The organism is Parabacteroides chongii (assembly GCF_029581355.1).
Classification (GTDB): Bacteria; Bacteroidota; Bacteroidia; order Bacteroidales; family Tannerellaceae; genus Parabacteroides; species Parabacteroides chongii.
The window spans coordinates 2,433,492-2,449,545 of record NZ_CP120849.1 but is presented as its reverse complement, the minus strand read 5'-3'; the positions used below and the strand labels follow the sequence as shown (position 1 = coordinate 2,449,545).

Annotated in this window: 12 protein-coding genes; 4 read left to right on the top strand and 8 right to left on the bottom strand. The window is 39.0% G+C overall.

What is annotated here, in order from left to right; all coding sequences use genetic code 11:
* Positions 1-14: 14 nt before the first annotated feature.
* The 7 genes from P3L47_RS09125 to P3L47_RS09095 all read right to left on the bottom strand — a co-directional run bounded on the left by P3L47_RS09125 (position 15) and on the right by P3L47_RS09095 (position 9,808).
* The gene (locus P3L47_RS09125) at positions 15-1,100 is read right to left on the bottom strand and encodes a hypothetical protein (protein WP_277783404.1); all 1,086 of its coding nucleotides are present in this window, start codon (positions 1,098-1,100) and stop codon (positions 15-17) included.
* A gap of 335 nt (positions 1,101-1,435) precedes the next feature.
* Complete coding sequence (locus P3L47_RS09120; RefSeq protein WP_277783403.1) at positions 1,436-2,785, bottom strand: fimbrial protein; 1,350 nt, start codon at positions 2,783-2,785, stop codon at positions 1,436-1,438.
* 46 nt (positions 2,786-2,831) lie between these two features.
* A complete protein-coding gene (locus P3L47_RS09115; protein WP_277783402.1) occupies positions 2,832-3,905 on the bottom strand; it encodes a fimbrial protein in 1,074 nt (357 codons plus the stop codon).
* A 23-nt stretch (positions 3,906-3,928) separates the two neighbouring features.
* Entirely contained in the window at positions 3,929-5,923 is a 1,995-nt protein-coding gene (locus P3L47_RS09110; RefSeq protein WP_277783401.1) for a DUF4906 domain-containing protein, read from the bottom strand.
* Positions 5,924-5,941: 18 nt separating this feature from the next.
* The gene (locus tag P3L47_RS09105) at positions 5,942-6,868 is read right to left on the bottom strand and encodes a FimB/Mfa2 family fimbrial subunit (protein ID WP_277783400.1); all 927 of its coding nucleotides are present in this window, start codon (positions 6,866-6,868) and stop codon (positions 5,942-5,944) included.
* Between the two features lie 37 nt (positions 6,869-6,905).
* Complete coding sequence (locus P3L47_RS09100; RefSeq protein ID WP_277783399.1) at positions 6,906-8,258, bottom strand: fimbrial protein; 1,353 nt, start codon at positions 8,256-8,258, stop codon at positions 6,906-6,908.
* Positions 8,259-8,527: 269 nt separating this feature from the next.
* Positions 8,528-9,808, bottom strand: a complete 1,281-nt coding sequence (locus P3L47_RS09095) for a fimbrial protein (RefSeq protein WP_277783398.1) — start codon at positions 9,806-9,808, stop codon at positions 8,528-8,530.
* 348 nt (positions 9,809-10,156) lie between these two features.
* On the opposite strand from P3L47_RS09095, the gene P3L47_RS09090 reads away from it, so the two are divergent.
* Positions 10,157-10,444 carry an HU family DNA-binding protein gene (locus P3L47_RS09090; protein WP_122363258.1) on the top strand — a complete coding sequence of 96 codons (288 nt, stop codon included), beginning with the start codon at positions 10,157-10,159 and terminating at the stop codon, positions 10,442-10,444.
* Positions 10,445-10,712: 268 nt separating this feature from the next.
* Positions 10,713-10,964, top strand: a complete 252-nt coding sequence (locus tag P3L47_RS09085; protein ID WP_277783397.1) for a hypothetical protein — start codon at positions 10,713-10,715, stop codon at positions 10,962-10,964.
* 269 nt (positions 10,965-11,233) lie between these two features.
* Here P3L47_RS09085 and P3L47_RS09080 read toward each other — a convergent pair whose 3' ends face one another.
* A complete protein-coding gene (locus tag P3L47_RS09080) occupies positions 11,234-13,279 on the bottom strand; it encodes a response regulator (protein WP_122363257.1) in 2,046 nt (681 codons plus the stop codon).
* Positions 13,280-13,839: 560 nt separating this feature from the next.
* Here P3L47_RS09080 and P3L47_RS09075 point away from each other — a divergent pair.
* Both P3L47_RS09075 and P3L47_RS09070 read left to right on the top strand, forming a co-directional pair.
* Positions 13,840-14,775 carry a FimB/Mfa2 family fimbrial subunit gene (locus tag P3L47_RS09075; protein WP_122363255.1) on the top strand — a complete coding sequence of 312 codons (936 nt, stop codon included), beginning with the start codon at positions 13,840-13,842 and terminating at the stop codon, positions 14,773-14,775.
* Between the two features lie 602 nt (positions 14,776-15,377).
* Positions 15,378-16,040: an ABC transporter ATP-binding protein gene (locus P3L47_RS09070; protein WP_122363278.1), complete on the top strand. Its 663-nt coding sequence runs from the start codon at positions 15,378-15,380 to the stop codon at positions 16,038-16,040.
* Positions 16,041-16,054: the final 14 nt, after the last annotated feature.

Genomic DNA, 16,054 nt, shown 5'->3' with positions numbered 1-16,054 from the left:
AATATAGTATATTATTATAAGTCAACCTCGCCTAAATCATGAGAAAACCAATCCTCTGTAGTTAATGTGATATTAGCATCTACCCATTTTGGAGAAACTTCCATATTAACAACAATCTTATAAAGATTACCGCCAAGAACAGATCCCTTATTATCACTCTTAGGATTCACTACGTATGTTTTTTCATATTCTTTAGCATGACCATTATATTCAACAGAAAACTTAATATACAATTCTACATATTGATCATCATATCCGTCATTTCTATAACTATAAGCTGTGAGAATTGGCGATTGCTCAGCTTTAAAACTTATTACCTTTTTAGAAAAGGCATTTGCTCCTGCTCCATTAAGTAGTCCTTTCTCTTGAATATTTCTAAATTCAGCAGCTAACAAATTAACAGTACAAGGATTAAGATTTTTTTCTTCTACCACACCACCTTTATCTATAACATTAAATTTACTGAACTCCAAACGGGCAGCAACATGCTTTACTTCAACATTAATAGATTTTGGACTTCCCACATTTACAGATTTCGACTTCGGAAAAGTTCCATCAATAATAAATGAAGTTTCACCAACCTTCACTAAAGATTCAGCAGTCAAGTGACCAAAAATTTCTGTTTGTTCAATATCTTCTTTCGAATCACCTATTTTAATAGTATTAAAAGGATCGTCTGTAATTGCATCACTTTTATACGTTGTTGCATTAACAACTACATAAGCAGTTATTGTGCGACCATCTTTATATTTCGTTACAAACTCAGAATTTTTTAAGGTTATACCATCTGAAGTTTCGCTTGAAACATCACCACCTTTTCTTATTATACCAATAACGTTGTTATCTTCCAGTAAAAAAATATCATAAGAAGAAACTGTCATTTCTTTATCATCCGCATCTTGAGAATCAGCAGCCCCTACAGTCGTTTTAGACTTAGTAGTCATATCAGAGGTAGTGAGGCCAAAATTTATGGCTGTAAACATTTCAGATTCTTCTGCAATGCCGTTTTCTACGTCATTCATAATCGTATCGTCTTCCATTGAACAAGAAAAAGCGACAAAGATTAAAGAGATTGCTAATATTATATTTCTAAGTTTCATAACCCAATACTTTTATTTCGTTTGTGATTGTATTGCAAAAGTATTGCGAATAGCCATAGGATAAGATAGGCGAAACTTTCAAGATTAGGGGGTAAAAACGCCACTCCGAAAATTGATAGATGTACCCTTTAATGCGATAGAAATACCACAAAGCAAACAGAGTATCACAGAGATTCCTATTCAACAAAGGTGTAACATACAAAAAGATAGGTAAAATTATACAATTCTGCTATTTGAGAGTTTTAACCCCCAAAATGAGAATGGCGGTATGTCAAAAAGACACACCGCCATTCCCCTTATTATCGTCTGCTAAGATTAAAATTGCAATTTTTTAATTAGTTTGTATCCGATTCATTCTGTTCATAAACATTCCAGGGAGCGACCTTAATAGTGAAGTTCACACAAGTATTTTCCAGGATCTCATCCGGATTCGGACTACCTTCACCCGTGATAACAGCCGAGACTTTATAAAACTTGTTACTTACCACGTTTCCTTCAGTAGTACCATCCTCAAACTTCAAAGGAATATGGAAATATCTTGTTCCCAAAGAAGTTCCATTATCTTTCAATTCACCTTCAATAACCAAACGAGTTTGGTAAGCTCCGCTCTCACCTTCAATTCCTTGTGTTGATTCAGGACTATTGGCTGTAATATAAGTATCGAATGACAAATCCTGACTATTATCACCAACTAAAAAACCACCTGAATAATCTTTCTTGAAACAGCCTTTTATACTGCCTTTTGAGTCAATCAAATCCTGGATTATATCGAATTTAGCCGGAGCACCTCTATAAAAATCTGCCTCCTGATTCTCTTTTCCCATAACAGTCGCATCAGCGCGAACATTTGCCAGGAATATAGATTTAACAGTCAAAGTCAAATTTTTATACTGTAATGCAGAAAAGTCCGTTTTCAAAGAAACAAATTGAACACGTGCTACAGAACGGACCATTGAAACTGACTTACTACCGTCAGGTACAGCTACATTATGAGTACCATCATCAGTTTCTGCCTGTTTCGATTCATTTGCACCTGCATACCAATTCAATACATGTTTAGTTGTACCATTCTCTGTTTCATAAGATATTTTTAATCCGCCAACAGATAACACTGCACTATGCATCGGTAAATAGGCTACACCTGTTCCTGCGTCACTATATGTAGTAATATCAGCGATTTGCTCCTTTTTTAAAGCGTCAAGATCCGCCACTGAACGAGGTGTTGTATTTGCCAACAGCACAACTTGAAATTTAGAAGCTGAAGCCCCCTTTTCCAGGGCAGGTTTAGCCACTTTTACGTGAATACCTTTGATGGCTATAATAGAACCATCATTTACAGAATAATCTTCATTTTCTGTACCTGCCTTTGCATCTCCATCTCCTCCATTACCTAAAGACACATGTTTACTAATTACATACTTCCCATCAGCATTAAACACATAGGCTGTCAGCGAATTTATCTTTGCTTCATTTCCCGTACCAGCGTCTGTTTTCCCTTGGTTTTCGCCTTCACCTTCATTATTATCACCAGCTCTAGTAGATGATTTTGTCATCTGATTGGAAGTAGCCGCAATAGAGAAGTAGGCATCCACTTCCTGAGGTGTGGATAATCCGTCATCGTCTTTTGTGCAGGATGCCATTGAGCAGATTGCCAAAGATGCTATTAATAAATTTCTTAGTTTCATAATTATAATTCGTTTATTTTGTTCTACCATTCATTACCCTATACAATCAGATTTCCACATTCTGGCTGACCGGTCCCCAGCTTACCACCTGTACCTGAACATCCAGTGTTGCATCTTCTTCTTCGAAACTATTATCTCCGAAAGAGATATGGAGCTTATAGACATAATTTCGTTTGATGAAATTATGATTATAATTGTTTTCCAGTCCATTATTGTTGATCACGGCGGTAAACGTCTTGGTCTGCGCCTTGTATTTATCCGTTGCCAGCAGTGTAGCTTTGACCTGCAGGGTGGTGGGGGCTTCCGATCCATCGTTTTCCATCACATAATGCACATAGGGAGTATCGCTGAATCCGGCGGTGTTAGAGATAACGCGGTTTAGCGTAGTTGCTTCGCTGTTTGCCAGGTTACCGTCCACCATGACAGCGCCCCAATATCCGCGGCTGAAATAGCGGGAAGCGGTGTTCTGGTTGAGTATACGTACTTCATCGATTCTGACCGAACGGTCGATCAACGATTTTTTCGTAAACTTCGTCTTAGCATCGACCAGATCGAGCCGCGCCACCAAGCGGGTTATTTCGATAGGTTGGCTGATACCGTTGATATTATCTTCGCCCATAGAAGAGTATCCCAGATAGTTTTCGTCGGCGACCAGAGTTTTTTCAGTTGTAATAACCTGGCTGCTCATCACGAGGTTATTTTGTGACTGATCGGCGAGTTTAGCCAAGCGTGCTTCGAGTTCGCTATAATTCTTCACTCCGTCAAGGCTATTTTCGGGCACATTAGAGATAAGCACGATTTGTGCCAGATCAGCTTTAGCCGGAACATTGAGAATAGACGTTTCGCCTTCGTCGGGTGCAGTATTCTGCCATTTGTATCCGAAAAGTTCCGTACCAGTCTGATTAAAGACAAATGCAGCCAGGCTGTTCACTTTAGCTTCTCCTGAAAGTTCATTTTCATCGTTGGGATGAAAAGCCTTCGTTTCCGTTCTACCGGCAGCTTTCACGACAATGCTCACTTTAGCATCCGCATTTTCATTCCTGGATGAATCGTCATCCTTGGAACAGGCAGCACACAAAAGAACTGCCAACGTTGAGAGAAATATGTTTGTTAGTTTCATATGCTATGATATTATGTAATTAATCAAAAAGAACCAGAAGGACCTTGTTGTAATACACAACGAACATATCCAATACCCGATTGACTAACAGATCCATTTAAATCTACAAGCCCATCTGAAGTCCAATATGAACCTTGGTGCAATTCATAAAGCAAATCTTTAGTGTTATCTGCTCTCATCATATTAAGCTCATCCTTAGTAGGCAACCGCCATGTATAAGCAGCACTACTTCCTACAAAATCTTGCAATTTTTTACATCTAGCTTTTGCTGCCTCTAGAGTAGTAACAGTACCTTCTTCTTCTATTCTCTCCACATAAGGTCCTTTTCCAACAGAAGCTCCTGATACAGGTAAATAGAGTAAAGGATACTGCCGAATAAATATTTGATCCACTACACTTTCTCCTAAAGATGCAGTAACTGTTCTTTCGCGATAAATAGAACCACGACGAATTTTATTAAATAATGAACTCTTGTCAGTTGGCGAATTTTGATCAACATTTGTTATTTTTGTTAATGGATCATCGGTATTCCAAGTAGATACAGCACCACTTACAGAAGAGCCAACAACAGCCGGTTCATTAGAAGTCATTTCAAAATACGTACCACCTTTATTTGCTACACCTGTAATACTTCCGGACTCAGAAGCAGTGCCATTTTCGGCTTTAACCTTCCAAGGTCCCCAGGTATAATTTTCAATTACAATAGTAACTTCTTGGTCAGTATTATTTATAATTCGAAATGGATATACATAACTACCTTCTCCATCCATAATAACCGAACGACGAGAAAAACCTATTGTCTTTAGATCAGCAGCGACACGCCAATTTACTTTTATTTCATTATATCCGGCATCTGAACTTAACTCCAGATGGACTGTATATTTTCTATTTCTTTTAACATCCAGACTATTATAATTATTTTCTCCCAAAAAGAAACGATAGCGAATATCACCAACAGTTTTTTGCCCTTCTTCTTGATCTGTGCTTTTCCTCCATTTAGCGTAATAACCTTCTACTTGAATATAAGTACATGCAGTATTCGTCCATAATGATTCCCAGTTACCGAATGGATCAGAATCTATATTTTGAAGTTCCTCTGGCATCTCAATACCAATAGGTCGTTTAGTTTTTTGATCAGCACTACTAAGTTCCTCATTCACTCCCTGTGCATTCTCATACATATAAAAATTAGTCCCCTCTAACGATTGATCATTGCTACTCTTTATATAAACAGCATTCTTATGCACGTCTGAAAGCGTCCATGCACTTGGGAAAAGAGAGTATTTTGTTGGTAAATTATGTACAGAAATAGAAGTAATAGTAACCCTTATGCCCGCATTTTCATTATCCAAGCTACGACATTTATTATCAATAACAAAATCAACATGCGAATAAGGAGGTGTTACACTCGCATAAAAAGACTGATCGGCTGATTCAATAGAAATCACATCTGCTGAAGCTTTTTGACGATTTTTCGGGTTACTTTCTGTATAATTTGATTGATATCTATCATTGCTATCATCTTCACTACTTTTAAGAACAACATACCCCATCATCATTTCCTCACCAGTAGGTTCAGTTGGCTTCACTACATTATTATCTATTTGATAATTAAATATATCACCATCGTTTGCAAATGTCGTTTTCAACGCTTCTTCACTTTGCAAACTCTCAGGCAAATTTACCAATACATAAGTCTTACGATTTCCCGTTTTTGTATTAAAAGAAATGTCGGTAGTCTGACCTGACACATAAGTAGCACAAACATCTCCGCCTTCTGAATTATAGGAAAGAACACCTACATTTTTTATCTCTCCAAATGTTTTATCACCATTCTCCACCGCCCTTGTTTCGACCACGGGCACCTCGGGGGTACCGACGGAAAGTTTCAAGGTGACGGGTAATCCTTCGGGGACTGTCGGGCCGTCTTTGCGGTCGAGGTCCTCATTGGAACACGACACGATCATTACTGCGCTGCAGAACAAAGCGAATAGCTTGATTATATTTATATTTTTCATATTGCGTTCTTTTAAAAATTACCAGTCAATATCGTTGTCAACTACTCCCCAAGGAGTTACTTTCACTTTAGCACCCAAAAAAGCGCCGTTTTCATCCCATTCAAATTGCACAAGTGTGTTTTGCTGCGGTTGCACAGTGATAGGGCCGACAGTTCCGTCGGCATAGGTTCCTACTTCCACGCTTTGCAACTCCGCACCATTATAATAGATCGTACCTTCCAGATTCTTGTTGTCATACATATTGGTTCTTTCAGGAGTGATCCATTCCTGGTTCTTCAATACTCCACCCGGCTTGTAATAAACCGTATTGCCGGTTTCCTCGCCATTATAATCGAGACTTTCAATGGTACGGTCTACCTGAAACTGATACGTTTCTTCGGCATCCGATTTCAATAAGCCACGTCTTTTAGCTGCTTTCGACAAATTGACGGTTTGCATTGTAAGCGTCCCCGTCCGTGGCTGTATCACGATTTCCTGATTACCACCGACGAAACCGCCTGCGCCGTATGTTTCAACGACTTTATTACCATAAAAGATGGAGTCGGGCGAAGAAGCCAGTCCGTCAGCAGCGGTTTTCACAGACACCAGCAGTTCTTCTGCTTTCGTACCGGCCTTCACAATCTGGTTTCCTCCTGACAAGTTACCATAAGCCACTAAGGTCAGTTTTTTTCCTTCCGGATAGTTCAACGCGATCGCTTTCCTGTTCACTATAAAATCCTGATCCAGTTGAACCGTTTCCAACAAGGTCTTATTCTCGTCGAATACATACAACGACACGTCCTTCACAGCGCCCAGCGGTGTGACATCGTCATTTTTATAGTTCACGACTTTCAAAGTCAGGTTCGAACACTCGTCCAGGTCGTCTTTGATACAACTGGTCGACAATAATAATATCGTAGAAAGAACCAGTAACAGAAATTGCTTTGTCAATAATATATGTTTCATAATAAATTAATTTTCGTTTACCCTATATTATTATCTTTTAATCAAGAGATTCATTTTGATCGACCACATCCCAATCTTTCACATCAATCGCAACTGAAATATCAGCTGTACTTTCCGGATCGAATGGATTCTCAGAGCCGGGACCGGCAATAGTCAAACTTATATCATATAGATAATTATGCTTGATATACTCATGATCGGATTTTTTATTGTCTTTATTCACAACTACCGTATAATATCTGTCCTTCCAAACTTTCATCTGTCCCTTCACCGGATTATAAGTATAATCGCCTTTTACAACAAAAAGAGTGCGATTGGTTCCTAAATCTTTATTTTCGTAAATATGGAAGTAGGTTCCTAAAGGAAACCCTGCCGAATATCCTATATGAGGGGGCTCTTTAGAGTCTGCTTTTGGATCATAGTTAATCGTTTGAGAAACAACATTTTTATTATTTTCATCAAGTCCAAAAATATTACCAGAACAAACAATTATATCATTATTCACAAAAGGATATAATTCATTCATTAGGGTATGATTTAAAGGAGGATTTGTCACATCATAAAACAAGAAATTTTTTTTTGTATTCGGCTCTAAGCTACCTGTTCCCGTAGGAAAGTTACCACACCATAAATCAGAAGTCTCACACTCAACGGAAGCGCCTTTATCAAAAATCAGTTTTGATTTACTCTTTACATTAGCTACAAAAAAATCTTTTATTGTAAAAGTAACATTACCTTCTCCCAAATACTCGGAGTTTGGCTTCAAATACACAACAGCTAGCTCAACGCGAGATACATTTCTTACCATCTTGATCTTTTCACCAGACAATTCAACTCCACTCACCGAAACTCCACTGTGATCCACTGTTACTTCTTCTCCTTTACTTCCATACCCTACAAAATTATATCCCGGATTAAAACTATAATCCAGAAAACCGCTACTCATAGACAAAGAACCATTTATTTCATCATCCAGAGAAACAGTCATTTCTTCATAGTCAGACAGTTTTGTATTATTCAGTTTCTTATACTGTTCACCCACCTTCACATTAGCTAAAAGAACCACCTTTACGTTTCCGGACGGAACTGCTACCTCCTCGATCCGATAAACGCCATTTTCACCATCTTCTTCTTCTGAAAAAGCCACCAACTTACCTCCCTGAAAAACAGCTAAAGACAAAGATTTAATAAACATATAGTTATTACTTTCGACTTTGCCTACCTCCTTAGACTTTGTTTTAGCCTTTTCAGTATGATTGACAGATAACGAAAACGTTGCGTCATAGACGATTTCCGGTTCCGTATTTTCCTCTATGACATCATGTTCAGAACATGATATACATAAAACAAGCGCGGATAAAATTGTTAAAAAAGAACTATAGAACTTCATATTTATAGATTTTTTCGTTTTTTCTTATTGACAATACAAAAATAAGTTCTCTGTTTCAACATTTGAATAGGTGGTTCTCTCTATATTAATAGACAAATCTATCACTCTTAAAAATGATAGTTTTGCATAGGTTTTTAAGATTGAATATTTGATAAAATACTCAATACTCCTAAATAAACTTTACCCAATACCCCTTATCAAATATTATATAAAAAGCCAAAAGCCCCCGGAATCACCGAGGGCTTTCTATTTTTTCTGAATAATCCGGATTATTCGATTGTTACATCTTGATTAACATATCCGAAAGGTACAACCTGAACCTGAACATCCAACATTTGTGAATCACCTTTACCACCCGGTGTTTTATAACCAATACCTTTCACTGTCAAAGAGATATTGTATTGCAAGTTACGTAAAACATCAAAGGCATGTCCTGCAGTAGCGCCATTGATACCGTCAGCTCCACCACGAAGTGCGCCAAAATCAGTGGGGAGAGAGAAACCATTCTCAAATCCTGTACGACCTATGGCGATTGTATAATATCTATTGGGCATTGTTGTACGTACCTGGTTGCCAGATTCATCTTTCTCAGCAGTTTCATAAGAGAAGTCACCTTTGATTACCAACAAAGTTTTGGCATCAGTTTTTACGTCATTTTCAGAATTGTTCTCATATACATAAAATGATTTATCAAATTCGTTTTCTCCTTTTGCATTGATTACTTTACCAGAATAACTTTCTGCATAACTATCTGTTGCGTCGCTAACCTCTTCCACTTTGAATTTAACATCATCACTACTTTCTGCAGTTGTAGTAACACCTGCCAACCAATTAAAACTACTCGAAACTTGAGTTTCACCCCATTCAGTAAAATCACTAGGAAGGATTGATGTCTTGTCCTTTGCATTAGCAATATATACTTGTTTTACATCCAATGCTGCATTTGGATAGTGAGTATTGTCTTCACCTAATACGTCTGCTACAGAAATCTTACTAAGAACAACTTTTGCAACATTACGATACAATTTCACTCCATCTGTAGGAGCTTTGTCTATATAATTATTTCCGTCATTAGCTTTATCATATCCTAAATAATTTGTAACATTTGCCACCACATCAATATCATAAACAACAGAGTTCATTGACAGATTACCATCTGTTTCAGAAGCAATGCTATTTGTTTCAGCTGCAAGATCAGTTAGAGATTTTCCCACAAAACCTGCATTAACAGTTACATTTGCAAGCATAACCACTTTCTTTCGACCAGGGGTAACGGCAACCTTACGGGATAGATCACCTTTCCCTTTGTCTTTTGAAGCATCACTTGCAATTGCTTCAATTTTACCATCATTATCAGCCACAATCAAAGTCAGAGAGGAAATAGTAGCATCAGCATTAGCTTTTGTTTCAATTGATTTTGCATTAACTTCAACATAAGTTTTACCATCACCGCCATCGGGAGTCGGATTAGGAGTAGGATCGTCATCGTTAGAACAAGCAACGAACGCACAAGCGATCATTGTACCGAATAATAAATTTCTTAGTTTCATATTCTTTAAATTTAAAAGTTATATAATATACGTTTAATAAAATACTAGTTTCAGCCATGAGAGGATTATCATTTTTACCCTATACGATAATTTGTTTCCTGATGACATTGCAAAGGTATGGCAGTCCTAAAAAAAGCTGAATAGGTATCAGTATCAATAAATAGCGGTGAAACTCTAAATGTTTTTCAACGGTTCTTTCAATGCGATTCTCAACAAATGTAAGACTCTCAAAAAAGGGGTAAAAATATCTTTTGCAGGGTCCGACAATATTTATAGGCCAAAGATTTCAATTAGATCGCTTGTTTTCATTAGCTTTGTCGAATTATTAATCATTAAAGAAAAATACTCATGAACAGAGCAGAACTCATTGTAGCATTGGCGGAGAAATCCGGCCTGAGCAAGCAAAAGGCTAAAAAAGTGTTGGAGTCTTACATCGAGATCGTAACAGAAAAAATGTGCCAGAAAGAAGAAATAGTTATTATTGGCTTCGGTACATTGACTCCGCGACCGCAAACTGCCCGTATGGCACGCAATCCCAAAAACGGAGACCCGGTAATGATCGAGGCAAGAACGACAGTCAAGTTCAAACCCGGTAAATATTTGCTGGAAGATATCAATGGCAAAAAAACAAAATGACATCTCCGGTAGTTGTATATACTTTTCAGTACAACTCACTGATAACCGTCAAGTTAGATAGTATGATATCAGTAAAAGTCAGCCCGAAAGCCCAAATCTTGTTTTAAACGGGCGAAAATTCGTTTTAAACGAGCCTACAGTCCGTTTTAAACGAAAAAAAACTCGTTTTAAACGAAATGACGGTTCGTTTAAAACGAGTTTTTAGGGAATTTGCATAGACAGAATATTTTATCTATGTTTGTATGACAAACCTTAAAATAGAAACAAGATGGATGCAAATGTAAAATTAGAAGTGGATAAGGCAATGTTGGCTCGCCAAATTCTGAATATTGAAGATACAGCACTCTTCAATAAATTGAAACGATCTATAAACCAAATCCTTAAGCAAGAATATGAAAAAGAAACGATAAGTAAAGAAGAAATACTTGCCGGTATATCATGCGGACTAAAAGAAGTAGCCGAAGCCAAACGTACAGGACAGAAATTAAAAACCCTCCAGGAAGTAATTGATGAACTATAACATAGTCACAGCTCCGACATTTTTAAAGGAGTTGAAGCACTTAAGCAAAAAGTATCGTTCCTTGAAAAAGGACCTTATGAATTTGCAAGAGGAATTAATAGATAATCCTGAAACCGGAACCGATTTGGGTCGAGGTATAAGGAAGATTCGAACAGAACAAGACTCCATCAGCATTACTGAAATCGAACATTTAATAAAGGAAAATAACCTCCGGATAAAAGAATAATTTAAAACTGGCGGGCTTGAGCCCGCCAGAACAGATTTTAACCTTACGGCTGCCCGTACTGCGAAGGTGTTGTGCCATATTGCTCGGTGAAGCGTTTGCGGAACGTGGCGGTATCGTTGAAGCCGACCAGTTCAGCCACTTCCTGTACGGAGTATTGCTGGGTCCGGATCAGTTCGGCGGCTTTTTTCAGACGGATCGTACGGGTCAGCTCCAGGATACTGCAATCGGAGAATTGCTTGATCTTACGATATAAGGTCGGCAAACTCATATTCAATGAATCCGCCAGCACTTTGGCTTCGAAAGTCGAATCGTCCAAATGCATTTCGATATTCTTCACGACCAGATCCATGAACGGATTGCTCGGTATGCCCGGTTCGTTTTCGTCCGGTTCCTGGGGAGCCGTTCCTGCAAGCGTCTTGGTGAAGAACTGCTTCAACTGTTCACGCCGTTTCACCAGGTTATTCAATTTACTACGCAGAATCTCAACATCGAAAGGCTTCGTGATATAATCATCCGCACCGGCTTCAAGACCGACAATGACATCCTCACTCTCCACCTTTGCCGTCAGCATGACAACAGGGGTCTGCGAAGTACGGGGATCGGCCTTCAACTCCTTACAGGTTTCGAACCCGTCTTTGACAGGCATCATCACATCGCAAAGAATCAGGTCCGGATTGGCGGCAAAAGCAACACTCAAACCTTCTTCCCCGTTACGCGCCTCCAGTATCTCATATTCTTTCGCAAAGACATGTTTCAGGAACCAGCGTATCTGGTCGCTGTCGTCGATAACGAGGATTTTCTTACCGGTAGTCTTCTTCTGCGGGATCACCTGGATAAATTCGGCAATTTCTTCCTTCTGGCGGTCATTCAGTTTCACCAGGTCGGCTTCCGGTTCCACAAATTCCACACGGCGTTCCATCAGATGCTGTTTGCCCAGCGGTATTAATAATGTGTAGGTCGTACCCGAAGCGGTCGTTTCATTGCTGTAGAATCCGCCTATATCCTCCGTCATATCGTGCACCTGCCTCAAACCGCGGCGGGCACTTTCATCTTCATTCAACCCCTCGTCCTGTACGGATACAGCGCAGTAGGCCCTGCCGTCCTTGCGGACCACGGAAATATCCAGCGTAACTTTTCCGTAAACGAATGTATTTTTGAATGCATTAGATAATAATGTACGTAAAGCATATTCCATTTTACGCCGGTCCAGCCAGATCCATAACACAGCCGTCTGGGTATTGACCTGGAAATCGACGTTATTCATAGCCACCCAGTCGACAAACAAGTCACATATCTGGCGGGATATCTCAATCAAGTCGTAACGGGCGATACGCAGATAGTTGGCAACATCATTGGCGCGGCGTGTTCCGATCAGCTGGTCGGCAAGGTCCTGCAAGGCCAGCGTATTACGATAGGCAGAAAGCAGCTGGGTCGACATATCCTCGTTTTCATCCTTATTCTGCACCACCAACGCCAACGAACCCAGCACCAACGAAAGAGGAGTACGCATCTCATGGATGGTCTCGATAAAGAAATTATCATGGATCAGTTCGGCTTCTTTCAGGCGGGATTCGGCTTCCGCCAGTTTGTCGGCAACCTCGCGCTGCATGGCATCGCTCTCTTTTATTTTGGAAACAAGCAGTTGCTCCAGGTCTTTTTTATTACTGTTCAATGTAGAGATAGCCGTTTCCTGGGCAGTAATTTTTTGAAGAAGTTCGTTTTTCTCTGATTCGAGCTCCGCTGCTTGTTCTTCGATAGTTTGCTTCTGCTCTTCTATTGCATGCTTCTGTTCCTCCAATTCTTTTTTAGCAGCTTCCAACTCTTTACATTTTCGGTCAGCCTCCTTTTGTTTCATTGCCAGCAACTCGTTTTCCTTTACTATTGCCTGAGACTGACCCGTAAAACCGCTATACATCTTTCTTATATAGAAAGCTGCACCGATAAACAGCAATACCAGAATAAGAACAACCACCAAAACTGTTATTTCCAGAGGACTGGCAGAATCCCCTGCTGCGAATGCCTGTAGGCCGCAAAAAACAAAGTAAACAAGAAATAGGAACCATTTCCTGTACAAAGTCTTATTAATCATATCGATATATATATTTTAGTTTCTAAGATTTTTTATCTCCTCAATATCCTTTCAATCAATGATCAGTGCCTGCCTGATTACACCGGATCACCTATGCAAAGGTGCTAAAAAAATTTCGTTTTGAGAGTGTTGAATCTTTTTTATTTACGAAATAAGACATGATTATCAATTTTTTCTTCACCATTTACATTTATCAACACATTCCACAAGATCTCCCCACTACCCTCCTCAAACTATCAAATACAGATGCATTCCTATCGCAAAAGAGTGGTATTTCTATCAATTCAAAGAATAACGAGCCTGTCATATCTATCATTCACGACATGCAAATAAGAGATTTACATACGTTTTAAGAGTTTCACACCGCTGTTTTTGACATTTTCAGCAACTATTTTGATCGTTTTAACTTTTATTATCACTACATTTGATACACATGTCATTTTAGTCTCTACATTTGCAATGTAAACGAGAGACAAAAGGTTTTGATGAGGGTCTTAACCAAATTAAGGGAATCTCTCAAGAGTATAGGGTAATTTACAAGCATATAAAAAATTAAGGTCATGAAAAAGGGTAGAATTTCAACAAATTGTATTGTGTTTGTTTGCACATTGATCGCTACAATCACTTTCGCTAGCTGTTCAGCAGACAGTACATCTTCAACAGGTATCGATGAAAGTATTATTGATACAGCAGCTTCTAAAGCTGAAGCTCCATTTTCTGTTATTCTTAAAGCATATTCCGACAATCAGGATATCACAGTAAAAGGTGACGTAGATCAGACAACTTTGTTCGTATTCGACCAGAGCGGTGATTTCTACAAACAAATGACTGTAGACAAGACGTATTTACTCCAGGCTAAACCGATCGAAATAGCATGTCCGGGATCTGATCAGATCACTGTTGTGGCATGGGCAGGATTGTGTGGAGACAATGAAAACGTCAGCACCATGAGTCAGGCAAATATTATTTCCGACCTGCAGGTAAGCCTGAAACAGAATAACGGTATCGCATCAACACTGCCGGGAGATTTATTCTACGGACAGGTTACTTTAAAAAGCGCTTCTACAAAATCGGCTACTCAAACTTTAAAAATCGAACGCAAAGTTTCTTCCATTTCTTTGATCACAAAAGGGATCATTAAAGTGCTGGATTCAAGAGACGGCGATTTTTATTACAAAATAAAGAAAACAAAAAGTTCTTTCAATCATAACGGTGAACTGACCGGAGAAGATATCGAATATATTATTCCGGCTACTTTGAACGAAAAAGGAAATCTTGTTGCTGACAACACAACTATTTTACCGGCTTCCAATATCACGATAGAGCTTTACAAAGACGATAAAATGATTCTTTCTTCCGAAAATGTCAAAAATTTGGAGAAAGTGTCTGTAAACGAAGGAGAATTGTCTGAATTGACTTTTGATCTTTCAAGAAATAGTGGCAATATTGTTGTAACAGACTGGGGTACAGTTATTCAGCATGTTACTATTGATTAAAATTTGACCCTCAATTTTTTATATGCATAAAGGCGTACATCCGGATTGTTCCGCATGTGCGCCGCTTTTTTTCATATACGCGATTCTCCGTGATAGGATTACCACCCTTTATGATAGGAACACATGCGTTAATTTAAGTTTTATAAATATTGATATTCAAGACCTACAAACACAACAGCTGTATTTGTATCAGAAATGATAGTTTTACCACCCAACATATAGCCTCCAATAAAGATTGATATATATACCACATATCTATGATAGGAATACACACATTGCAAATAACACCAATGGCAGTACATTTGTGGACACAATACAATTTGTGAAATTTTACCCTATACTCTGTCTATACGGATCCCTTAAATTCTATAGGCAAACCTTAATTAACATAACCGTGAGGTTACATAATTAATATAGCCCGCATTCTCAAGTTGTTCATAGATGACAATCTGAGAATGCGGGCTTCTTTTATACAGGATTATGGACAAATTTGTCCGTATTCGGACACCCCGTAAAAAAGACTACCGCTCATTTTCAGCACAATAGAAATATGGCACACACATTGCAACAGGATAGGCAGATAAACTGGAAATAATATGGAAATAATCAAACTGGAAGGTATAACAAAAATATACCGCACAACGGAAGTAGAAACCACTGCTCTTGAAAATGTGAATCTCTCAGTCCAAAAAGGCGAATTCCTTTCTATTATGGGACCGTCGGGATGCGGGAAGAGTACATTACTCAATTTAATGGGCTTACTGGATTTGCCTGATAAGGGAAATATCCTGATCAATGGTACAAAAACCACAGAAATGAAAGACGGGGAAATGGCGGAGTTTAGAAATGAAATGCTCGGATTCGTCTTCCAGAGTTTTCATCTGATCAATTCGCTGAATGTGCTGGACAATGTAGAACTCCCGCTGCTTTACAGAAAATCCTCTGCCAAAAGCCGCCGGGAAGCTGCCGTAAAAGTGTTGGAAAAGGTAGGGCTATCACACCGCATGAGACATTTCCCGACCCAGCTATCGGGCGGACAATGCCAGCGCGTCGCCCTTGCCCGCGCCATAGTCGGTAATCCGCAGATCATTCTCGCCGATGAACCGACCGGAAACCTGGACAGCAAAATGGGAGCGGAAATCATGGAGCTTTTATTCCGGCTGAATGCAGAAGGAACCACCATCATCATGGTAACCCACGACGAGCATATTGCCGAATCAACACAACGCATCGTCCGCTTCTTCGACGGAAGACGGGTAGAATAAATCACAAAAGAACC